At 64.6% G+C, this 20675-nt stretch carries 16 protein-coding genes and 3 pseudogenes; 17 read left to right on the forward strand and 2 right to left on the reverse strand.

Annotated features, from left to right (window positions below; genetic code table 11):
• Window positions 1-11: 11 nt before the first annotated feature.
• Both M1B35_RS09900 and M1B35_RS09905 read right to left on the reverse strand, forming a co-directional pair.
• Window positions 12-770, reverse strand: coding sequence for a slipin family protein (locus tag M1B35_RS09900; RefSeq protein WP_123328844.1), 759 nt, complete (start codon window positions 768-770; stop codon window positions 12-14).
• 1 nt (window position 771) lies between these two features.
• Window positions 772-2106 carry an NfeD family protein gene (locus M1B35_RS09905; RefSeq protein ID WP_268261815.1) on the reverse strand — a complete coding sequence of 445 codons (1335 nt, stop codon included), beginning with the start codon at window positions 2104-2106 and terminating at the stop codon, window positions 772-774.
• A gap of 211 nt (window positions 2107-2317) precedes the next feature.
• On the opposite strand from M1B35_RS09905, the gene M1B35_RS09910 reads away from it, so the two are divergent.
• The 17 genes and pseudogenes from M1B35_RS09910 to M1B35_RS09990 all read left to right on the forward strand — a co-directional run.
• Window positions 2318-2779 carry an aminoacyl-tRNA deacylase gene (locus tag M1B35_RS09910; RefSeq protein ID WP_268261816.1) on the forward strand — a complete coding sequence of 154 codons (462 nt, stop codon included), beginning with the start codon at window positions 2318-2320 and terminating at the stop codon, window positions 2777-2779.
• Between the two features lie 36 nt (window positions 2780-2815).
• Window positions 2816-3064, forward strand: a complete 249-nt coding sequence (locus tag M1B35_RS09915; RefSeq protein WP_268261817.1) for a DUF2789 domain-containing protein — start codon at window positions 2816-2818, stop codon at window positions 3062-3064.
• A 61-nt stretch (window positions 3065-3125) separates the two neighbouring features.
• On the forward strand, window positions 3126-3371 hold the full coding sequence (locus M1B35_RS09920; protein WP_123328848.1) for a type II toxin-antitoxin system prevent-host-death family antitoxin: 246 nt from the start codon (window positions 3126-3128) through the stop codon (window positions 3369-3371).
• On the forward strand, window positions 3361-3642 hold the full coding sequence (locus M1B35_RS09925) for a type II toxin-antitoxin system RelE family toxin (protein WP_123328849.1): 282 nt from the start codon (window positions 3361-3363) through the stop codon (window positions 3640-3642). The genes M1B35_RS09920 and M1B35_RS09925 overlap by 11 nt, the downstream gene beginning before the upstream one ends.
• Window positions 3643-3788: 146 nt before the next feature.
• On the forward strand, window positions 3789-4217 hold the full coding sequence (locus tag M1B35_RS09930; protein ID WP_123329873.1) for a MarR family winged helix-turn-helix transcriptional regulator: 429 nt from the start codon (window positions 3789-3791) through the stop codon (window positions 4215-4217).
• Window positions 4214-6297: pseudogene (locus M1B35_RS09935) on the forward strand (FUSC family protein). Before M1B35_RS09930 ends, M1B35_RS09935 begins: the two are co-directional and overlap by 4 nt.
• A complete protein-coding gene (locus M1B35_RS09940; RefSeq protein WP_268261818.1) occupies window positions 6294-6503 on the forward strand; it encodes a DUF1656 domain-containing protein in 210 nt (69 codons plus the stop codon). Before M1B35_RS09935 ends, M1B35_RS09940 begins: the two are co-directional and overlap by 4 nt.
• The gene (locus tag M1B35_RS09945; RefSeq protein WP_268261819.1) at window positions 6500-7390 is read left to right on the forward strand and encodes an efflux RND transporter periplasmic adaptor subunit; all 891 of its coding nucleotides are present in this window, start codon (window positions 6500-6502) and stop codon (window positions 7388-7390) included. Before M1B35_RS09940 ends, M1B35_RS09945 begins: the two co-directional genes overlap by 4 nt.
• Window positions 7387-8834: pseudogene (locus M1B35_RS09950) on the forward strand (efflux transporter outer membrane subunit). The gene M1B35_RS09945 and the pseudogene M1B35_RS09950 overlap by 4 nt, the downstream one beginning before the upstream one ends.
• Window positions 8835-8927: 93 nt before the next feature.
• Window positions 8928-9560 (forward strand): NADH:ubiquinone oxidoreductase subunit N, encoded by a 633-nt coding sequence (locus M1B35_RS09955; protein ID WP_123328854.1) that lies wholly within the window; start codon window positions 8928-8930, stop codon window positions 9558-9560.
• A 245-nt stretch (window positions 9561-9805) separates the two neighbouring features.
• A complete protein-coding gene (locus M1B35_RS09960; protein WP_123328855.1) occupies window positions 9806-11308 on the forward strand; it encodes a YdgA family protein in 1503 nt (500 codons plus the stop codon).
• A gap of 203 nt (window positions 11309-11511) precedes the next feature.
• Window positions 11512-13989 (forward strand): poly-beta-1,6 N-acetyl-D-glucosamine export porin PgaA, encoded by a 2478-nt coding sequence (gene pgaA, locus M1B35_RS09965; protein WP_268261820.1) that lies wholly within the window; start codon window positions 11512-11514, stop codon window positions 13987-13989.
• 13 nt (window positions 13990-14002) lie between these two features.
• Complete coding sequence (gene pgaB, locus M1B35_RS09970) at window positions 14003-16000, forward strand: poly-beta-1,6-N-acetyl-D-glucosamine N-deacetylase PgaB (protein WP_268261821.1); 1998 nt, start codon at window positions 14003-14005, stop codon at window positions 15998-16000.
• 3 nt (window positions 16001-16003) lie between these two features.
• Window positions 16004-17356 carry a poly-beta-1,6-N-acetyl-D-glucosamine synthase gene (pgaC, locus tag M1B35_RS09975; RefSeq protein WP_268261822.1) on the forward strand — a complete coding sequence of 451 codons (1353 nt, stop codon included), beginning with the start codon at window positions 16004-16006 and terminating at the stop codon, window positions 17354-17356.
• Window positions 17353-17838, forward strand: a complete 486-nt coding sequence (gene pgaD, locus M1B35_RS09980; protein ID WP_123328859.1) for a poly-beta-1,6-N-acetyl-D-glucosamine biosynthesis protein PgaD — start codon at window positions 17353-17355, stop codon at window positions 17836-17838. The genes pgaC and pgaD overlap by 4 nt, the downstream gene beginning before the upstream one ends.
• A gap of 489 nt (window positions 17839-18327) precedes the next feature.
• Window positions 18328-20058 (forward strand): ShlB/FhaC/HecB family hemolysin secretion/activation protein, encoded by a 1731-nt coding sequence (locus M1B35_RS09985; RefSeq protein ID WP_268261823.1) that lies wholly within the window; start codon window positions 18328-18330, stop codon window positions 20056-20058.
• Between the two features lie 25 nt (window positions 20059-20083).
• Window positions 20084-20675, forward strand: a pseudogene (locus M1B35_RS09990) (two-partner secretion domain-containing protein); the annotation flags it as partial.

A 20675-nucleotide genomic window follows, 5' to 3' on the forward strand; every position in this document is an offset into this window, starting at 1 on the left:
CCCGCTCCGGGTCAGGGTTTGGAAGACAGGTCGGCCATGCCCTTGAGCAACTCGATAGGCAGCGGAAACACGATGGTCGAGGTCTTGTCGCCGGCAATCGCCCCCAAGGTTTGCATGTAGCGCAACTGCATGGCCCCGGGTTGGCGCCCGAGCATTTCGGCAGCTTGCATGAGTTTTTCCGAGGCCTGCAATTCCCCTTCGGCGTGGATCACCTTGGCCCGCCGCTCGCGTTCGGCCTCGGCTTGCTTGGCGATGGCGCGAACCATGGATTCGTTGAGGTCCACGTGCTTGATCTCGACGTTCGCCACCTTGATTCCCCAGGCGTCGGTCTGGGCGTCCAGCACTTGCTGGATATCGACGTTAAGGCGCTCGCGTTCGGCCAACAGTTCATCCAGCTCATGCTTGCCCAGCACCGCGCGCAGTGTGGTTTGCGCCAGTTGGCTGGTGGCCATGAGGAAGTCCTCCACCTGGATGATCGACTTCTGCGGGTCGAGCACGCGGAAGTACAGCACGGCGTTGACCTTGACCGAGACGTTGTCGCGGGTGATCACGTCTTGCGGCGGCACATCCAGCACCACGGTGCGCAGGTCGACGCGGACCATCTGCTGCACCACCGGAATCAGCAGGATCAGCCCCGGCCCCTTGACCTGCCAGAAGCGCCCGAGCTGAAACACCACGCCGCGCTCGTACTCGCGCAGGATGCGAAAGGTCGAGGCGGCCAGCGCGATCAACAGCGCCAGCAGCGCACCGAACAGCAATTGCATGAACATGTCATTCTCCTCGCGGCGCCGCCGGGGCTGCCGTCACTTCCAAGAGCAGCCCTTTGCGCGCCACCACCCGCACCCCCTGCCCGGGGCTCAGGGGCGTGGCGCTCAGCACCTGCCAGTTTTCACCTTGCAACTGCACCCAGCCGTTGTAGGCGTTGTTCGCTTGCACCCGGGTGATGGTGGTGTGGCTGCCCACCAGGCCCGCATCGCCGCTGACCAATTGGCGCTTGCGCGCGCCCAGGGCCATGCTCGCCAGCGCCACCAGCAGCACCGCGCTGATCACCGCCAGGCCGATGATCAGCGGCAGGGGGATGCCGTAGCCGGGGAGGTCGGTGTCCATCAGCATCACCGCGCCGGCGACAAAGGCAATGATGCCGCCGAAGCCGATCACCCCGAAGGTCGGCAGGAAGGCCTCGGCCACCATAAAGGCGATGCCCAGCAGGATCAGGGCCACGCCGGCGTAGTTCACCGGCAGCAGTTGCAGGGCGTAGAGCCCCAGTAGCAGACAGATCCCGCCCAGCACCCCGGGCACCGCAGTGCCGGGGCTGACGAACTCGAAGAACAGACCGTAGATACCCAGCATCAGCAGAATCAGGGCCACGCTGGGGTGGGTGATCACCGACAGCACCTGGCTGCGCCAGTCCGGGTCGTAGTGGATCAGCGCGGCCCCCAGGGTGTGCAGTTGCACTTCATGGCCCGCAGCGTTCAGGGGCTTGCCATCGAGCTGTTTGAGCAGGGCGCCGAGATCGTCCGCCAGGTAATCCACCACCTTGAGTTTCAGGGCTTCCTGTGCCGACAGGCTGGCCGCCTGGCGCACCGCTTGTTCCGCCCAGTCGGCGTTGCGCCCGCGCAATTGCGCCAGGCCACGGATGTAGGCAGCGGCGTCGTTGATCTGCTTGTGCGTCAGGGTCTCGCCCGCCGAGTCGCTGGGTGATGGAGCGGGCCCGGCATTGAGTTGCACCGGTGTGGCAGCGCCCAGGTTCGTGCCCGGGGCCATGGCGGCGATATGGCTGGCGTAGAGGATATAGGTACCGGCACTGGCAGCCCGGGCGCCGCTGGGGGCGACGTAGGTGGCCACTGGCACGGGGCTGGCGAGAATCGCCTGGATGATGGTGCGCATCGAGGTGTCGAGCCCGCCGGGGGTGTCGATGCCGATCACCACCAATTGCGCCTGTTGTTCGGCCGCCCGGTTCAGGCCGCGCACCACGTAGTCGGCGCTGGCCGGGCTGATGACACCGTTGAGCGTCAGCACCACCACCGGGGCCGCGGCCCAGGCCTGAACGCTCGACAACCCGATCAGCCCGGCCAGCAGCCATGTCCGCCACCCGCACCTGTTCATCTGACCCTCCTGGAGAGTCACGCACCGCGTTTGGGGTTCGTTGATTGGCTCTATGGGTTGAGTCTAGTTGAGCCCGGGCTGGTTGAATTTTGTACAGCCAATAACGGCGCTGCCGTTCGGAAGTTAATGGCCTTGGGCCGGGTTGGCCGACCTAGACTGAAGACACAGCCCACCATTGCCCTGAAGCGGATTCAGGGTCGCGAGGTGCATCATGCGCATGGCAAAAACGGTGCAACGCAGCCTGGAACAGGCCCATTGCCAATTTGATCTGGTGACCCACCCCCATTCGGCCAGCAGCCTGGAGACGGCGCGGGTCGCGGGTATTCCCGCCGAGCGGGTGGCCAAGTCGGTGATCCTCGACGACCGTCACGGTCATTACCTGATGGCGGTACTGCCCGCCAGCCGGCACCTGGACTTGAGCAAGGTTCGCGGCAGCGGCGAGTGGCAGTTGACCCGGGAAAGTACCCTGGCCCATCTGTTCAACGACTGTGAGCGCGGCGCGGTGCCGGCCCTGGGCGAATCCTATGGCCTGGACATGCTGATCGACCCCTTGTTGACCCGGCAGCAGGACATTTACGTAGAAGCGGGCAACCACCACAACCTGGTGCACATGAGCATGGAGCAGTACCTGAAAATGGTGCCCCACGCCCAAGTCTGTGAACTCAGCCACTGACTGACAGCCCCGTACCCCGATGATCAAGGAGGCCCCATGGAATCACCGACCCACAGCTTGCCATCCCTGTTCAAACAGCTCGGCCTGGCCGACGACCCGGTGAGCATCGATCGTTTTATCGCCACCCATTCGCCGCTCAAGCCCGAGCTGCATTTGGCGGATGCGTTTTTCTGGAGCCCGAGCCAGGCGCAATTCCTGCGTGAAGAAGTGCTCGACGACGCGGACTGGGCGGAGGTGGTGGATCAATTGGATGTGTTGTTGAGGAAGGGGCGGGGAGGCGGATAAGTGCAGGTTGTTGATATGAGGTATTTAGACCAAAATAACGACCTTAATTGAGGTCGATAATATGCAAAGCATTCTGGCTGACAAAGCCGTCAGCGTCTCTGAATTGAAGAAGAACCCATCCGCTGTCTTGAGCAGCGCCCAAGGCGGGCCTGTAGCGGTGTTGAACCACAATCGCGTCATGGGCTACATGGTGCCTGCTGAGGTTTTTGAAGCCTTGATGGAGCGTCTGGATGATTTGGAGTTGGCGCAGATCGTTCGAGCCAGGAGCCATGAGACGCCTGTTCCGGTAAGCCTGGATGACTTATAGGCTTGAGTTCCTGCCTTCGGCGCGCAAGGAGTGGGACAAGTTAGGGCACACGCTTCGTGAGCAATTCAAGAAGAAACTCGCGGAGCGTCTTGAGGGGCCTCGAGTTATTGCCGATGCTCTGCATGGTTTGCCTGACTGTTACAAGATCAAGCTCAGGGCGTCGGGCTACCGACTGGTTTATCAAGTGATCGACGAGCGCGTGGTGGTGTCGGTCGTCACTGTTGGTAAACGCGAACGCGGAGCCGTGTACGAACGGGCGAAGAAGCGTTGAGGCGCGCTCCGGGATAAGCGCCTGATGACCCGCACTGGGTAATTGTTACAAAACTTGACTGAATTTATTCGCCAATGACATATTGATAGTTAGCAAACTAACAGTGTGTGAACAGTCTTGTGTCCAGCACCCTCGAAGCGCTCCAGATGAACATCAGCAGTGGCATGGTGGTCGCCGCCCGGCATTGGCGGCGGATCTGCCAGACCACCCTGGTCAACTACGGTATTTCCGAAGCCTGCGCCGTGCCCCTGTTGATGATCGGGCGCCTGGGCGAGGGTGTGCGCCAGGTCACCGTGGCCCAGGCGGCGGGGATGGAAAGCCCGTCCCTGGTACGTCTGCTGGATCAACTCTGCAACGCCGGCTACGTCTGTCGCAGCGAAGACCCGAATGATCGCCGGGCCAAGTGCCTGAGCCTCACCGCCAGCGGTCGCGAGTTGGTGCAGGCGGTGGAAACGGAGCTGGTGCGCCTGCGCCGTGAAGTTCTGGAAGGCATCGCACCGTCAGACCTGGAAGCCGCGTTGCGGGTGATTCGCGCCTTCGAATCGGCCGGCCCGCTGCCGGTGACCGGCTCTTGAACGGCTTCTTTACCGGCGTGCCCCCGGCGCGTGACTGGTTCTACGGCGTGCGCACTTTTGCCGCGTCGATGATCGCCCTGTACATCGCCATGCTGATGCAGATGCCTCGTCCGTATTGGGCCATGGCCACGGTGTACATCGTCTCCAGCCCCTTTGTCGGCCCCACCACGTCCAAGGCGCTGTACCGCGCTGTGGGCACGTTTATCGGGGCGCCGCGGCCGTGTTGTTCGTGCCGTTGTTTGTGCAGAGTCCCTATGTGCTGGTGGTGATCGTCGCCCTGTGGACTGGGGTCCTGCTGTTCCTTTCCCTGCACCTGCGCACCGCCAACAGCTACGCGCTGATGCTGGCCGGATACACCTTGCCGTTGATCGCCCTGCCGGTGGTGGACAACCCCCTGGCGGTCTGGGATGTGGCCGAGGCGCGTACCGAGGAGATCTTTCTCGGCATCGTCTGCGCGGCGGTGGTCGGCAGCCTGTTCTGGCCTCGGCGCCTGGCTCCGGTGTTCGTCGACTCGGCGGGCAAGTGGTTTGCCGACGCTGCCACTTACAGTCAGCGCTTTCTCAGCCGCCAGGTGCAACCCGAGGAAGTCAGTGCCTTGCGCGGCGCCATGGTCGCCACCTTCAACAGCCTGGAATTGATGATCGGCCAGTTGCCCCACGAAGGCGCGCGACCGCAGACGGTGCGCAATACCAAGGAACTGCGCGGGCGCATGATCCACCTGTTGCCGGTGGTGGACGCCCTGGACGACGCCTTGTACGCCCTGGAGCGCCGCACACCGGAACTGGTGCAGCAGATGGCGCCGCTCCTGGCCCGCACCGAGCAGTGGTTGCAGGCCAGTGCCGAGGATGCCTCGGTGGCGCGCTGGCAAGCCTTGCGTGAACAGCTTGAAGCCCTGCAGCCCAGCCCCGAAGCCCTGGACGACCGCCGCCAGTTGCTGTTTTCCAACGCCCTGTACCGCCTCGGCGAATGGATCGACCTGTGGCAAGACTGCCGCAGCCTGCAGCACGCCATCCAGTGTGAAAGCCAGGCCCCGTGGCGCGCCGTCTATCGCCATTGGCGCCTCGGCCGGCTGAGCCCCTTCCTCGATCGCGGGCTGATGCTTTATTCCGTGGCGTCCACCATCACCGCGATCATCGCCGCCTCGGTGCTGTGGATTCTGCTGGGCTGGACCGACGGCGGCAGTGCGGTGATTCTTGCTGCCGTGGCCTGCAGTTTTTTTGCCTCCATGGACGACCCGGCGCCACAGATCTATCGGTTCTTTTTCTGGACCGCGATGTCCGTGCTGTTCGCCAGCCTCTACCTGTTTCTGATCCTGCCCAACCTGCACGACTTTCCCATGCTGGTGCTGGCGTTCGCCGTGCCCTTTATCTGCGTCGGCACCCTGACCGTGCAGCCGCGTTTTTACCTGGGCATGCTGCTGACCATCGTCAACACCTCGTCCTTTATCAGCATCCAGGGCGCCTACGACGCCGACTTCCTGAGTTTTGCCAACTCCAATCTGGCCGGGCCCATGGGCCTGCTGTTCGCCTTTGTCTGGACCCTGATCGCCCGGCCCTTCGGCTCGGAGCTGGCGGCCAAGCGCCTGACCCGCTTCAGTTGGCGCGACATTGTCGGCCTCACGGAACCGGCGACCCTGGCCGAGCATCGGCACCTGGGGGTGCAGATGCTCGACCGGCTGATGCAGCACCTGCCGCGCCTGGCCATGACCGGGCAAGACACCGGCGTGGCGCTGCGCGAGCTGCGGGTGGCCCTGAACCTGTTGGACCTGCTGGCCTACGCGCCGCGGGTGCACGGTCCGGCCCAGGCGTTGCTGCGTCAGGTGGTGGGCGAGGTGGGCGATTACTTCAAGGCCTGTCTCAAGGCCGGCGAACGCCTGCCCGCACCCACCGGCCTGCTGATGACCCTGGACCGCAGCCGTCGCGCCCTGAATGCCGCCGGCCACGACGACGGCGAGAGTCGCCTGCACTTGCTGCACGCCCTCAGTGGCCTGCGCCTGGCCTTGTTGCCGGGGGTGGAATTCGTCGGTGGCGGTGAACTCGAGGAACCCCTTCCCCATGGCATCGATGGAGCGCCCTTATGATCGGTGATCTGGATATCAGCGGGGTGTTCCTGCCCACTCTGCTGGTGCTGATGGGCATCACCTACATCCTGTACTTGCTGGTGCACGGGGTGCTCACACGCTTGCACTTTTATCGTCTGGTCTGGCACCGGGCTTTGTTCAATGTAGGGCTCTACGCTTTGCTGCTTGGCGCCGTGGACTCACTCAGTCGGTACCTGATGACATGAAAAAACCTTTTTTGACCCTCGGTCGCGTGGTGCTGACGCTGTTGGTGGTGACCTTCGCCGTGGTGGTGGTGTGGCGCATGGTCATGTACTACATGTTCGCGCCCTGGACCCGGGACGGGCACATCCGTGCCGACATCGTGCAGATCGCCCCGGACGTGTCCGGGCTGATCCAGCAAGTGGAGGTGCGTGACAACCAATGGGTGAAGCGCGGCCAAGTACTGTTCAGCATCGACCAGGACCGCTTCAAGCTGGCCCTGCGCCAAGCCAAGGCGGCGGTGGCCGATCGTCAGGAAACCCTGGCCCAGGCCCAGCGTGAAGCCAAGCGCAACCGCGGCCTGGGCAACCTGGTGCCGCGTGAGCAACTGGAAGAAAGCCAGTCCCGCGAGGCCCGCGCTCAGTCGGCCCTGGCTGAAGCCCTGGTGACGGTGGACAGCGCCCAGCTCAACCTCGACCGTTCGGTGATCCGCAGCCCGGTGGACGGCTACGTCAACGACCGCGCGCCGCGCAGCCAGGAGTTCGTTACCGCCGGGCGTCCGGTGTTGTCGGTGGTGGACAGCCATTCCTTCCATATCGACGGCTACTTCGAAGAAACCAAGCTCGACGGCATTCACGTCGGCCAGAGCGTGGACATCCGCGTGGTCGGCGACCGAGCGCGTTTGCGCGGGCACGTGGAAAGCATCGTCGCCGGCATCGAGGACCGTGACCGCAGCAGCGGCGCCAACCTGCTGCCCAACGTCAACCCGGCCTTCAGTTGGGTGCGCCTGGCCCAGCGGATCCCGGTGCGGATCGCCTTTGATGACGTACCGGCGGATTTCCGCATGATCGCCGGGCGCACCGCCACGGTGTCGATCATCGACGACCGCAAACCGTCGGAGCCGGCGCAATGAACCCTGCTGCGCGTTGGGCGCTGGCGGGCCTTGGTCTGTTGTTGTCGGCCTGCCAGACGGTCGGCCCGGATTACCACCTGCCCGCCGATGCCGCCGTGCAGCGCGATGACCTGCAAGGTCAACTGGCGACCCAGGACCCCAACGTGGTTTCGGCACCGGTGCCGCCGATTGGTGGCGGCTGTATCAAGACCCGCGTCTGGACCAGCTGGTGCAGCAGGCCCTGGCCTCCAACACGGACCTGCGGGTGGCTGCGGCCAACCTGGCGCGGGCCCGGGCCCAGGTCGACGAGGCCCAGGCGGCTGGTGGCTGGAGCGGCGGGGTCAAGGCCGGCGCCGAGCGCTTGCAGGAGTCCGGCGAGGCCTTTCTGTTGACCGAAAAAGTGCCGGTGGCCAATGTCGGCAACATCGCCATCAGCACGTCCTATCAATTCGACCTGTTCGGCACCCTGCAGCGCGGGATCGAGGCGGCCAAGGCCAATGCCGACGCGACCCAGGCTGCCGCCGACACCGCACGCATCACCCTGGTGGCAGACGTGGTGCGGGCCTACACGCAAATCTGCGCCGCCAATGAGGAGCGGGAAATTGCCGAGCACTCCCTCGACCTGCAAGCCCAGAGCACCCAGTTGACCCAGCGCCTGCGCGATGCCGGGCGCGGCGACGAGACCCAGGTCACCCGTTCGCAAACCCAGTTCAAATCCCTGCGTGCCGAACTGCCGCGTTATGAGGCGGCGCGCCAGTCCGGGCTGTTCCGCCTGTCGATGCTTCTGGCCAAACCAGTGGAGCAACTGCCGGCGGGCACATCCAGTTGCGCCGAGCTGCCGCGCATCGCCCAACTGCTGCCGGTGGGCGACGGCGCAGCGCTGCTCAAGCGTCGGCCCGATGTGCGCCAGGCTGAACGGCGCCTGGCGGCGGCGACGGCCGAGATCGGCGTGGCCACCGGCGCCCTGTACCCGGACATCAGCATCGGCGCCACCGTAGGCACCGTCGGCATTCTGGAAAACCTCGGCACCGCGCCGACCAATCGCTGGGGCTTTGGCCCGCTGCTTAGCTGGAGCGTGCCGTCCAACGGCGCCCGCGAGCGGATCCACCAGGCCGAAGCAATGAGCCAGGGCGCCCTGGCGCACTTCGACGGGGTGGTGCTCAACGCTCTCCGCGAAACCCAGACTGGCCTGGCCCAGTACAGCGCCCAGTTGCAACGCCGTGACGCCCTGGTCGAGGCCGAAGCCTCGGCGCAACTGGCGGCGGACCAGACCCACCGCTTCTTCCAGGCCGGCCGGGTGTCGTTTCTGGCCGACTTGCAGGCCACCCGGACCTACACCGACATGCGCGCGCAACTGGCGGCGGCCAACACCCAGGTCGCCATGAGCCAGATCGACCTGTTCCTGTCCCTGGGCGGCGGTTGGGAAAGCGGACGAACGCAAGGCTCCTCGGCCAGCAAACCCTGAGGCCATTGCTATGCTTTGATCTGTTGGACAGCGCCTTGCGCGAGACGCCCCCTCCAACGCTCTAGGCATGTGATGGTCATGGGGATTCCAATAATGAAAAACCCTTATGCTCCCGGCTTCTGGTGCCTGCTCTGTGCACTGGTGCTGCTCTCCGCAACGTACTTCTACGGCATCATGCTGGCCCACCAGATCGACATGGCCCTGGTATTTCTCGACAGTGCCAGCGCGTTGATCGCGGTGCTGGCCATCGGGGTCGTGGCCTGGGCCTCGTTCCAGGGCAACAAACTGAAAAAACGCCAGCTCGACCAGAGCAAGACCCTGGTGGCCATTTGGGACACCAAAGTGGCCCTGCGACGGGTCGAGACGGTCTTTGATCGCTACTTCTGGGGCAGCTACTGGCAACCCGGGCGAACCTTCGCCGAAGTGATGGGCGAACTGACCGGCACCCCGCTGGAAAAGAGCCTGGAGGCCTTGAAGCGCCAGTGCATCCTGCTCGACCAGCAAGCCTCGGATGGGCGTCACTGGCTGAACAATGCCCGGGAGCTGTCCGACGTCGCTACGGCCATGGCCCGCGAACGCTATCAACTGGACTTTTGTGACCCGCGCGCCCAGTTGCCGGGCGGCGCGGTCATCGACCGAGACTTTGAAGTGCTGGTCTACACCTGGACCGCGCGCCTGAAGAGCTTTGACCACCAGCTCGACGCCCTGGAACTGGAATTCAGCTGATTGCGCTTCATCCCGCTCCTCGGTCCACTCTGCCCAGGCATTGGCCGGCCGCGATGGCGCTCGTGAGAGCACCATCGCGGGCGGCCAACGCTTGTCTGCCTGCTCCCTCTCAGCCATTCAGAACTGTGCCGGGGGCCTTCGCCAATGGTAGGCTTCGCCGGTTTACGCGGAGTCGAGCCGCAACCCGTCATGGGTTCAGGGAAGACCAGCACACCTTCAAACAACGGATATTGATCGGGTCAAACATGAATAAATCAGCAGGCGTACTGTTAGGAATCGTCGTCGCGGTCGGGGCAATCAGTGTCGGCGGTGCCTGGTACACCGGAACCCAGCTGGAAGGGGTCCTGAAAAACCAGATCGTCGAAAGCAACAAAGAGATGCAATCGTCGCTGATCGGCTACGACCTCACCGCCTCCCTGGAACTGGTGTCGCTGGAGCGTGGCTTGCTCAGCAGTACTGCCCACTACCGCCTCAAGGCCCAGGGCGAAATGGTCCACGGCGACGCCGAGTTCCTGATCGTCGACCACATCCAGCACGGCCCGCTGCCGTTTTCGCGCCTGATCCGCCTGAAGTGGCTGCCGGTCATGGCCACCAGCAACTACCAGCTGGAAAAAAGCCCGTCCACCGAGAAGTGGTTCGCTGCCACCAAGGACCTGCCGCCGCTCAAGGGCGCCGTCAACGTCGGTTATGACCTCTCTGCCGACGGCAACATGGAGTTCGCCCCCGTGGACGTGGCGATGGACGCCAACTCCAACCTGAAGTTCTCCGGCATGAACCTCAACTTCGTCACCTCCGACGAGCGCAAGAAGGCCAAGGTCGACGGTTACATGGACAGCCTCAAGCTGTCGGTCACCGCCGCCGACAAGCCGCCGGTGCTGGTTGAACTCAACGGCCTGACCGTGGCGAGCAACCTGGAAAAAAGCAGCTTCGGCTACTACCTGGGCCAGAACACCCTGGAGTTGAGTTCGACCAAGGCCACCTTCGGCGATAAGCAGTCGGTGCTGACCCTGAAGAACTTCGAACAGAAGACCTCCACCCAGGAAACCGGCGCTACTCTGGGCGGTCGTGCCGACTATAAAGTCGGTGAAATCGCCCTGGACGGCAAAGTCATCGGCGCCGCTGAAATGCTCTGGAGCTTCAAGAACTTCGACACCCAGGGCAGCCTGGAGCTGGTGCAGATCTACCAGAACCTGTTGCAGCCTTACCAGAAGGCCGCCACCGAAGCGGCAGCCCAGGGTGAAGAGGCGCCGCAGCTGAAGATCAGCGAAGCCGACGAAGCCAAGGTACGCGCTGCGGTGAACAAGGTTCTGGAAGCCAAGCCGCAGGTCGCCCTGGAAAGCCTGGCCCTGAAGAACGGCAGCGGTGAAAGCCGTGTAAGCCTGGTCATCGACTTGGCCAAGCCGCAGTCCCTGGACCTGCCGACGCCGCTCCTGGCCCAGCAAGCGATCAGCCAGCTGGACGCCAAAGTGATCCTGTCCAAGCCGATGGTTGCCGACTTCGGCGCGCTGCAGGCGCAACAAGACGGTGTGACCGACGCCAAGGCCGCTGCCGACCAAGGCACCATGGCGGCGGAAATGCTCAGCAGCATGGCCCTGGGCACCGAGCTGGCCAAACTGGAAGGCAATGACATCGTCTCCAAGCTGCACTACGCCGCGGGTCAGGTGGAGTTCAATGGCCAGAAGATGACGCTGGAGCAGTTCGTCGGCTTCGTCATGAGCAAAGTGGGTGGCGCCGGCGGCTTGCGTTAAGCCCCGACCCTCATCCCCGGCACGTCAACGCCCGGCCTGCGCTTTCCCGCGCAGGCCGGGCGTTTTGTTTGGCGCGCCCGGCGCCGCGAATCTGAAGAAATATTGCATTCCCCTCGTCTGCCCCTCCTTGCGTGGAAGAATCCGCGTCGTACTGCCGTGCCGGACTGCATGACCCCGGCTAGCCACGTAAGGATGCTGACGCGATGCCGAGAATTGCCCACCCCGTTCGCCACTTTGGGTTGCGACCTCTGGTCCGTCTGGCCTTATGCGGCCCGCTGCTCTGGTCCACCCTGGCCCTGGCCGACGCGACCTACGACGCACTGATTCATCAAGCCCGCTCGGGGACTACAGGGCCGGCTCTGAATTACCTGCGGCAAGTGCCGGACGCGAAACTGAGCAACGGCCTGGTCAGCGACCACCTGCAAATTGCTGCTTGGGCCGGCCTTGATGCCGAAGTGGTCGCGGTCTATGAAACCCAGGCTCGCCAACGGCCGTTGCCGGTCCAGGCCCTGAGCGCCACCGCCCGGGCCTATCGCAACCTCAAGCGCTGGGACGACGCCAGCCGCCTGTATCGCCAAGCCCTGGCCCAGGCGCCTGGCAACGCCGATCTGCAACTGGGCCTGGCACTGACCCAGGCCGATGCCGGCCAGCCCGCCGAAGCGGTGGCCCGGGCTCGGGCCCTGGTGGCGGCGCAACCCGACGATCCTTCGCGCCGGCTGGCCCTGGGCTATGCCTTGACCCGTGCCGGGGCGACCTACGACGCGCTGTTCGAGTTCGACCAAGGGTTTGTCCGCGCCGGCCAGCGCGCCGAAGTGGCTCGGGAATACCTGTTCGCCCTGCAGCGGGCACGTCTGCCGGAGCCGGCCCTGCGTCTGGCCCGGCAACGCCCGGGGCTGATCGAGCCGCTGGCCGTGGGGCGCCTGGAAGGCGACCTGGCCGCCGAGCGCGTGCGCCTGGCGGAATTGCCGACGCGCAGCGAACGGGAGCGTTACGTGATTGCCGACCGTGCCCTGGCCGACTACGACCGTTTGCTGGCCCGTTGGGGCGACGACCCCAGCGCCACTGCTGAGTGCGTTCGCTGGCGCATCGATCGCCTCGGCGCCCTCAAGGCCCGGGCGCGCAGCGCCGAGGTCATCAGCCAGTACCAGGCGCTGCGCACGGCGGGTGTCAGCCTGCCGACCTATGCCCTGCGCTGGGTGGCTTCGGCCTACCTCGACCAGCGCCAGCCAGACGTCGCAGCCAAGCTGTATCGCCAGGTACTGGCTGCCGCCGATGCCGACCCAAGCGACCGGGTCGAGGACAGCACGGCGCTGTATTACGCGCTGCTGGAAAACCAGCAGCCGGAGGAGGCGCTGCAGGTGGCCAACACCTTGGCCCAGAGCCAGAACCCACGGGTCGAACTCAAGGGTCTGGCGGTTGGCAACCCCAACGACGAATGGATGGACAGCCAACTGCTGGCGGCCCAGGCCGGTGTCTACGGGGCCGATCTGTCGGGCAGCCAGCAGCGCCTGGAAAGCCTGGTCAACAAGGCCCCGGGCAACCTCGGCCTGCGCCTGGCCCAAGCCGACCTGTACCTGGCCCGGGACTGGCCACGGCGCAGTGAAAACCTGCTCAAGGAAAGTGAAAGCCTCGCCCCCCGCGACATCGGCCTGGAAATGGCCCAGGCCCACACCGCCCAGGACCTGCAGGAATGGCGACAGCTCGATGCCCTGACTGACGATGTGTTGGCGCGCCACCCCGACAATCGCCAGGTGCAGCGTCTGGCCCGTCAGCGCCAGGTGCACGACATGGCCGAGTTGCGGCTGACCACCGACACCGGCAAGAGCTTCGGCGGCAGTGAGGGGGGGGCGGGTGCAGTTTCCGGCAGCCGCGACCTGGGGATCGAAGCCCTGCTCTACAGTCCGCCCATCGCTGAAGACTGGCGTCTGTTTGGCGGTGCTGGCTACGCCACTGGCGATTTTGCCGAAGGCACCGGCCATCACCGCTGGCAGCGCCTGGGGGTGGAGCATCGCAGCCGCGACATGACCCTGGAGGCAGAAGTTTCCCGTCATGCCTACGGGGTGGCCGACAAGCTTGGCGCCCGGTTGTCCCTGGCCCGAGACATCGACGATCACTGGCAATACGGTGCGAGCCTTGAGCACCTTTCGGCCAACACCCCGTTGCGGGCCCTCAACAGTGACATCACCGCCAACGGCGGCAGCGGCTTTATCCGCTGGCGGGCCCATGAAGCCCGCGAGTGGAAGCTGGCCCTCAGCCCGTCCCGCTTCAGCGATGGCAACCGCCGCCTGGAAGCCTTGCTCAGTGGCCGCGAAGGCGTCTACCGCTCGCCGTCGGTGCAGGTGGACTTGGGCCTGGAAGTCGCCGCCAGCCGCAACAGCCTCGACAACACGCCGTACTTCAACCCCCGCTCGGACTTCAGCGTGCTGCCCACGGTGAGCATCAACCACCTGCTGTACCAGCACTACGAAACCGCCTGGAGCCAGCAATTCCAGGTGGGTGCCGGGACCTACAGTCAGCGCGACTACGGCACCGGCGCGGTGGGGCTGCTCAGTTACGGCCAGCGCCTGCTGTGGAACGACGTGTTTGAAGCCGGCGCCGTCCTCAGCCTGCTCAACCGGCCCTACGACGGCGACCGGGAAACCGACCTGCGCCTGGCCCTCGACCTTACCTATCGTTTCTAAGAAGAGTCTGCCGATGCCTTCGATCACCCGTTGCCTCCTGCTGCTGGGCGCCCTGGTCCTCAGTGCCTGCGCCCAGCCCGCCGCGGACTTCGTGCCGCCGGCCCAGCGCCCGTTGCCCGACAGCGAAGCGCCCTGGCCGAAAAACCAGGTGCTGGGCATTGCCTACCACGACGTCGAGGACCGCGACCCGGACCAGGCGGTGGTGGCGGTGCGCACCGAGCGGCTGACCCAGCAACTGGCCTGGCTGCGGGAGAACGGCTACCAGGCGGTGTCGGTGGACCAGATCCTCCGCGCCCGCCAGGGTGGCCCGGAACTGCCGGCCAAGGCCGTGCTGCTGAGTTTCGACGACGGTTACGCGAGCTTTTACACCCGGGTAATGCCACTGCTGCGCAGCTACCAGTGGCCGGCGCTGCTGGCACCCGTCGGCGCCTGGGTCGATACCCCGGCCGGGCAAGCGGTGGACTTTGCCGGCGAGCGGCGCCCCCGCGAGCAGTTCCTGACCTGGGATCAGGTGCGCGAGGTGGCCGCTTCCGGCCTGGTGGAAATCGCCGCCCACACCGACGCCAGCCACCAGGGCGTGCTGGCCAACCCCCAAGGCAACCTGCAACCGGCGGCCGCTACCCGACGCTATAACCCCCAAAGCGGGCGCTATGAAAGCGAGGCCGAGTTCCAGGCCCGGCTGCGCAGCGATGTGGCGCGCATCTCGGAAAAAATCCGCGTCGCCACCGGCCACGCGCCCCGGGTCTGGGTCTGGCCCTATGGCGCCGCCGACGGCACCGCGCTGCGGGTGGTCGGCGAGCAGGGCTACCAGATGGCCCTGACCCTCGACGACGGCCTCGATACCCTGGATAACCTGATGAGCAGCCCGCGCTTCCTGGTGGCCTCGGACCCGGACGGCCAGCGCTTCGCCAACAGCATCGTCGGCGTGCAGAGCCAGGGGCCGTTGCGGGTGGCCCACGTCGACCTGGACAACGTCTACGACCCGGACCCGGCCCAGCAGGAAATCAACCTGGGCAAGCTGGTACAGCGCATGGCCGACCTGGGGGTCAATACGGTGTTCCTGCAAGCCTTCGCCGACCCCCTGGGCGACGGCCTGACGCGTGAGTTGTATTTCCCCAACCGCCATTTGCCGATGCGCGCCGACCTGTTCGATCGGGTCGCCTGGCAGTTGCGCACCCGGGCCAACGTCAAGGTCTATGCCTGGATGCCGGTGCTCAGCTTCGCCCTGGATGGGGCGTTGCCCCGGGTTACTCGCTGGGACCCGGCCACCGGCCGCAGCGCTGTGGACCCCGATCAATACCCGCGCCTGTCGCCGTTCGACCCCGAGGTGCGGCGCCTTGTTGGTGAGATCTACCAGGACCTGGCGCGGCTGACTTCGGTGGACGGCATCCTCTATCACGACGATGCGCTGCTCTCGGATTTCGAAGACGCCAGCCCCGGTGCCCTGCGCAGCTACGCCGCCAATGGCCTGCCGGATTCCCTGGCCGCCTTGCGCGGCGACCCGGCCACCCTGCAACGCTGGACCCGCTTCAAGAGCCGCTACCTGATCGCCTTCACCGACGAGTTGACGGCCAAGGTCCGGGCCATTCGCGGGCCCCAGGTGCGCACCGCACGCAACCTGTTCGCCGAGCCGATTCTCAACCCCGAAAGCGAAACCTGGTTTGCCCAGAACCTCGACGATTTTCTCGCCAGCTACGACTGGACCGCGCCCATGGCCATGCCCCTGATGGAAGGCCAGAGCCTGGAGCAATCCGGCCCCTGGCTGGAGGCCCTGGTGCAGCGCATCAAGGCGCGACCCGGGGCCCTCAAGCGCACGGTGTTCGAACTCCAGGCCCGGGACTGGCGGCCACGGCCGGCGGTGGACCTGCCGGCCGCGCAACTGGCCGACTGGCTGGGCCGGCTCAAGCGCCAGGGCGCCGTGCACCTGGGCTACTACCCGGACAACTTTCTCGACGCCTCGCCGAACCTGGAAACCCTGCGGCCCGCCCTCTCCAATAAATGGAACCCTTGAATCATGATGGATCGACTGTTAGCCCTGTGCGTGCTGGCGCTTGTCCTGGGTGTGCCCCTGGGCCTGATCTTCCTGGCCACCGGCCAGTTCCTGATGGACTTCGTGTTCTTCTACCCGCTGTTCATGTCTGGCTTGTGGATCGCCGGCGGCCTGTACTTCTGGCTGCACTGGGAGCGCCACTGGCCCTGGCACGCCGACACCCTGCCGCCGGCCCTGGTCGGTGAGCCGCTGATCAGCATCCTGGTGCCCTGCTACAACGAGGGCGACAACGCGGCCGACACCCTGCACGCGGCCTTGGCTCAGCAGTACCCGAACATTGAAGTCATCGCCATCAACGACGGCTCCAAGGACAACACCGGCGAGGTCCTCGATGCCCTGGCCGCAGAAGACCCGCGCCTGCGGGTGGTGCACCTGGCAGAGAACCAGGGCAAGGCCGTGGCCCTGCGTATGGGCGCGGTGGCGGCGCGCAGTGAGTACTTGGTGTGCATCGACGGCGATGCGCTGCTGGCGCCAAACACCGCGGCCTACCTGGTGGCGCCGATGCTGCACAACAGCCGCCTCGGTGCGGTGACCGGCAACCCACGGATTCGCACGCGTTCAACCCTGGTGGGGCGGGTCCAGGTCGGCGAGTTTTCCTCGATCATCGGCCTGATCAAGCGCACCCAGCGCGTATTCGGCAAGGTTTTCACGGTGTCTGGGGTGGTGGTCGCCTTCCGCCGTTCGGCCCTGCACCGGGTGGGCTACTGGAGCCCGGACATGATCACCGAAGACATCGACATCAGTTGGAAGCTGCAACTGGACCACTGGAGCATTTTCTACGAGCCCCGGGCGCTGTGCTGGATCTTGATGCCGGAAACCCTGCGCGGCCTGTGGAAGCAGCGTCTGCGCTGGGCCCAGGGCGGCGCCGAAGTGCTGCTCAAGAACATTCGCGGCATCTGGCAATGGCGTCACCGCTACCTGTGGGTGCTGCTCTTCGATTACTGCCTGTCCACCGGCTGGGCGTTCACTTTCCTGCTGTCGATCCTGTTCTGGGCCCTGGGCAAATTCATCGTCATGCCCGAGGCCATCGCGGTGCAGCACATCCTGCCACCGGCCTTTACCGGGCTGGTGCTGGCGATGGTCTGCCTGCTGCAGTTCGCCATCAGCCTGCTGATTGACCGGCGCTATGAAAAAGATTTGTGGAAAACCCTGTTCTGGGTGGTCTGGTACCCGCTGGTGTTCTGGCTGGTGAGCCTGTTCACCACCCTGGTCAGCTTTCCCAAGGTGCTGTTCGGCCAGCATCAGAAACGCGCGCGCTGGGTCAGCCCGGATCGCGGCATCAAACCCCTGGATGAGCCTGAGGAGATCAACGGATGAGAATCATCAGAACCCGACAACGCCCGGTCCTGCTGTGGGTGGATACGGCCCTGACCCTGCTGGCCTGGATCGGCTTGCTGTACTTGCTGGCACGGGGCTTGTGGCCTCTGCTGCAAAGCCACGGCGGGCCGCGCCTGGAGATTGGCCTGCTGAACGCCCTGACCACCCTGCAAATCTACTTTTGGGTGGCGGTGTTCAACGCTGCAGTGCTGATCGGCTGGGCCCGGTATCGGCAGTTCAAGGCGCGCAGCTACCCGCCCCGCCAGCCCGCCCCGGTGGTGGATGACCGACGCCTGAGTGAGAGCTTCAGCCTTAGCGCGGACAATTTTTCGCGCATGCGCCGCCTAGGCACCCTGATCGTGCACAACGATGATGAAGGTGGAATCACCCATGTCAGTACGCCGCTGCTGATGCGCATGCGCCCGGAAGAACGCTGGCCTGTTGCGCAGTCGGCCACCCGGCATCTGGCCCCTGGAAGTTGAGTGAAAGAAGTGGGTGTTGTGTCTTTGGTCAGCCCCTAGTTAGTGGCGATGAGCCTGTATGAAAGTTATACCGCTTGTCGGTTTTATTGCGCTATCAAAGACAGTTATATCGGGTGTTGATTAACGGGTATTACTGGCTGCTAACGATTAAGCAGTGTTCAAGTCAAGTGCCGTCAACGAGCGCTTAGCTTCTTATTTTTAACCATTTGGCCCAGTGAATACTGGGCTTTTTGTTTGCTTGAATGCTGTTTTTCAAGTGCGTTTGATTGTTGATAAATGTGACTTGAGTCCACTTTTCGGATAAAGCGTCATCCCCTCCAGGAATTTTATTAAAGGTTGCCAGTCGAACTTGCCTCCTCGCCAGAAACCGCCTAGTGCGAACTCTGGGGTTTCTTGAAGTGTGGTTGATAGTTGGGTGATATCAATTCAATGGCTAATTAAGATCATTCGCCATTAGTTGCCATCATCTGCTGTTTCGAAGGATCGAACATGGATTTACTTATCCAAGGCAAGCGGTTTTTTGCCCCTGTGTTGTGCAGCCTGTTGGGCCTCGGCCTGTTCAGCCCGGCGTTCGCCGCTACACCCAATCCAGGTGACCAGGACCTGATCCGCGACCGACAGAATCGCCTGCTCGAAGAGCAGCGTCGGCGCCTTGAAGAGCTCAAGGAGCTGCCGGGTAACAGTGCCACGCCGGCCACGCCTGCTGCGCCGGTGGATGTGCGTTGTTTCCCCATTACCGACATCGAACTCAAGGGTGCCGACTCGCTGTCCGCCACCGAGCGCGAGGCTCTGGTCAAACCCTACAGCCACCAGTGCCTGGGGGTGCCCCAGCTCAACCAACTGCTCAAGGCCGTCACCGATCACTACCTCGCCAAGGGTCTGGTCACCAGCCGCGCCTACCTGCCGCAGCAGGACCTGAGCAGCGGCCACCTGCAGGTGCTGGTGGTCGAAGGCACCCTCGAAGGCCTCAAGGGCGCCGAGGGCAGCGGGCTTTCGGCGCGTGAGCTGAACATGGCGTTCCCCGGCACGCCCGGGAGCCTGCTCAACCTGCGGGAAATCGAACAACTGGTGGACCAGCTCAACCGTCTGCCCTCCAACCGTGCGCAAATGGAGCTGACCCCGGGCCAGGCCGTGGGGGGCAGTGAAGTGCTGGTTAGGAACACCCCGGACAAGCCATGGCGCGCCAGGCTGTCGCGCAGCAATGACGGCCAGAAGGCCACCGGCGAGCAGCAGTGGGGCGCCTCCCTGGAGTGGGATAGCCCCCTGGGCCTGGCGGACATGCTGGTGCTGCGCGGCAGCCACGACGCGGTCAGCGATCACCAGAAAACCTCCCGCAGCTCGATGCTTTATTACAACCTGCCGGTGGGCTGGTGGAATTTCAGCTACAGCTTCAACCAGAACGAATACCGCTACCCGCTGGCGTTCGATGGCTTGAGTTTCAAGCAGAGCGGCGACAGCCAGCTGCACCAACTGCGCGCCGAGCGGGTGATCCACCGCGATGCGGTGAGCAAGACCTCCCTGAGCGTCGGCACCAGCTACCTGCGCACCAACAACTACTTCGAAGACATCAAGCTCGACAGCAGCAACCGCCTGAGCGAAGCCCAATTCGGCATCAACCATGGCCGGCGGATCGGCAGCGCCTTCGTCAACCTCGACCTGGGCATGCAGAACGGCATTGGCGCCTTCGATGCCCAGGCCGAAAACCAGCAGCGCGACCCCTCCGGCAACCTCACGCCCAAGGCTCGCTATCGCAAGTACAGCGCCACCGCCAGCTACCTGCAGCCGTTCACGGTGGCGGGGGAGTCCCTGGTGTTCAGCAGCCTGGTGACCGGCCAGCGCAGTGAAGATGTGCTGTTCAGCAACCAGCGCATGAGCCTGGGCGGGCAGGCCTCGATCCGCGGCTACAAGGACCAGACCCTGTCCGGCGACAGCGGCTACTACTGGCGCAACGACCTGCGCTGGAGCCGCCCGGTGACCTGGGACTGGCTGCGCCCAGTGTTCAACCAGTACGGCACGGGCCTGGGCTATGACCTGGGGGCGATCCGCAACGACCGTTACAACGAAGAACAGCACGGCCGGGTGTCGAGCAACTCCCTGGAGCTGTTCGCCAGCGGCCCCAATGTGGCGGCCAGCGTGACCTTCGCCCACTCCCTCGAGCGGCCAGATGCCCTGAGCGAGCGCGAAGCGCCGATCTACTTCCGCCTGGACCTGTTCCTCTAACTTTCGCTCTTTCGAGGCCCTCGACATGGATGTTCGCCAACTTGCCTTCCTGGCTCGCCAGCCCTCCGCGACCCTGCAACCGCGCCGCTCGTTCTGGGGTTTGCCCAAGCGCGGGCTGGCGTTTTTGCTGGCCAACGTCATGTTCTGGCAGCCGCTGTGGGCGATGGCGGACGGCATCGTGGTCAACGGCAGCGCCACCAGCGTCGGCCAGGCGGGCAACGGCGTACCGGTGATCAACATCGCCAAGCCCAACGCCACGGGCCTGTCCCACAACAAGTTCAGCGACTACAACGTCGGCCAGCAGGGGGTCATCCTCAACAACAGCACCAGCAAGGTGCAGAAAACCCAGCTCGGCGGCTACATCACCGGCAACGGCAACCTGCAGGGCAAGGCGGCCAAGGTCATCCTCAACGAGTCAACGGCGGCAGCCCACGCCAGCACTCAAGGGCTACACCGAAGGGTGCCGGCAAATCGGCCCATGTGATCTCTCCAACCCCCACGGCATCACGTGCGACGGCTGCGGCTTTATCAACACGCCCAAGGCCACCCTGACCACTGGGCGGCCGCTGATCGACACCAAGGGCCAGCTGAAAAGCTACGACGTCGACGGCGCGCAG

The sequence above is a fragment of the Pseudomonas morbosilactucae genome, from assembly GCF_023241665.1.
GTDB lineage: Bacteria > Pseudomonadota > Gammaproteobacteria > Pseudomonadales > Pseudomonadaceae > Aquipseudomonas > Aquipseudomonas morbosilactucae.

Coding starts and splice junctions, on each gene's coding strand:
- M1B35_RS09955 (WP_123328854.1), top strand. CDS start 8,928: ATGAAAAACCCTTATGCTCCCGGCTTCTGGTGCCTGCTCTGTGCACTG.
- M1B35_RS09945 (WP_268261819.1), top strand. CDS start 6,500: ATGAAAAAACCTTTTTTGACCCTCGGTCGCGTGGTGCTGACGCTGTTG.
- M1B35_RS09910 (WP_268261816.1), top strand. CDS start 2,318: ATGCGCATGGCAAAAACGGTGCAACGCAGCCTGGAACAGGCCCATTGC.
- M1B35_RS09920 (WP_123328848.1), top strand. CDS start 3,126: ATGCAAAGCATTCTGGCTGACAAAGCCGTCAGCGTCTCTGAATTGAAG.
- M1B35_RS09985 (WP_268261823.1), top strand. CDS start 18,328: ATGGATTTACTTATCCAAGGCAAGCGGTTTTTTGCCCCTGTGTTGTGC.
- M1B35_RS09940 (WP_268261818.1), top strand. CDS start 6,294: ATGATCGGTGATCTGGATATCAGCGGGGTGTTCCTGCCCACTCTGCTG.
- pgaC (WP_268261822.1), top strand. CDS start 16,004: ATGATGGATCGACTGTTAGCCCTGTGCGTGCTGGCGCTTGTCCTGGGT.
- M1B35_RS09960 (WP_123328855.1), top strand. CDS start 9,806: ATGAATAAATCAGCAGGCGTACTGTTAGGAATCGTCGTCGCGGTCGGG.
- pgaB (WP_268261821.1), top strand. CDS start 14,003: ATGCCTTCGATCACCCGTTGCCTCCTGCTGCTGGGCGCCCTGGTCCTC.
- M1B35_RS09925 (WP_123328849.1), top strand. CDS start 3,361: ATGACTTATAGGCTTGAGTTCCTGCCTTCGGCGCGCAAGGAGTGGGAC.
- M1B35_RS09900 (WP_123328844.1), bottom strand. CDS start 770: ATGTTCATGCAATTGCTGTTCGGTGCGCTGCTGGCGCTGTTGATCGCG.
- pgaA (WP_268261820.1), top strand. CDS start 11,512: ATGCCGAGAATTGCCCACCCCGTTCGCCACTTTGGGTTGCGACCTCTG.
- M1B35_RS09905 (WP_268261815.1), bottom strand. CDS start 2,106: ATGAACAGGTGCGGGTGGCGGACATGGCTGCTGGCCGGGCTGATCGGG.
- M1B35_RS09930 (WP_123329873.1), top strand. CDS start 3,789: ATGAACATCAGCAGTGGCATGGTGGTCGCCGCCCGGCATTGGCGGCGG.
- M1B35_RS09915 (WP_268261817.1), top strand. CDS start 2,816: ATGGAATCACCGACCCACAGCTTGCCATCCCTGTTCAAACAGCTCGGC.
- pgaD (WP_123328859.1), top strand. CDS start 17,353: ATGAGAATCATCAGAACCCGACAACGCCCGGTCCTGCTGTGGGTGGAT.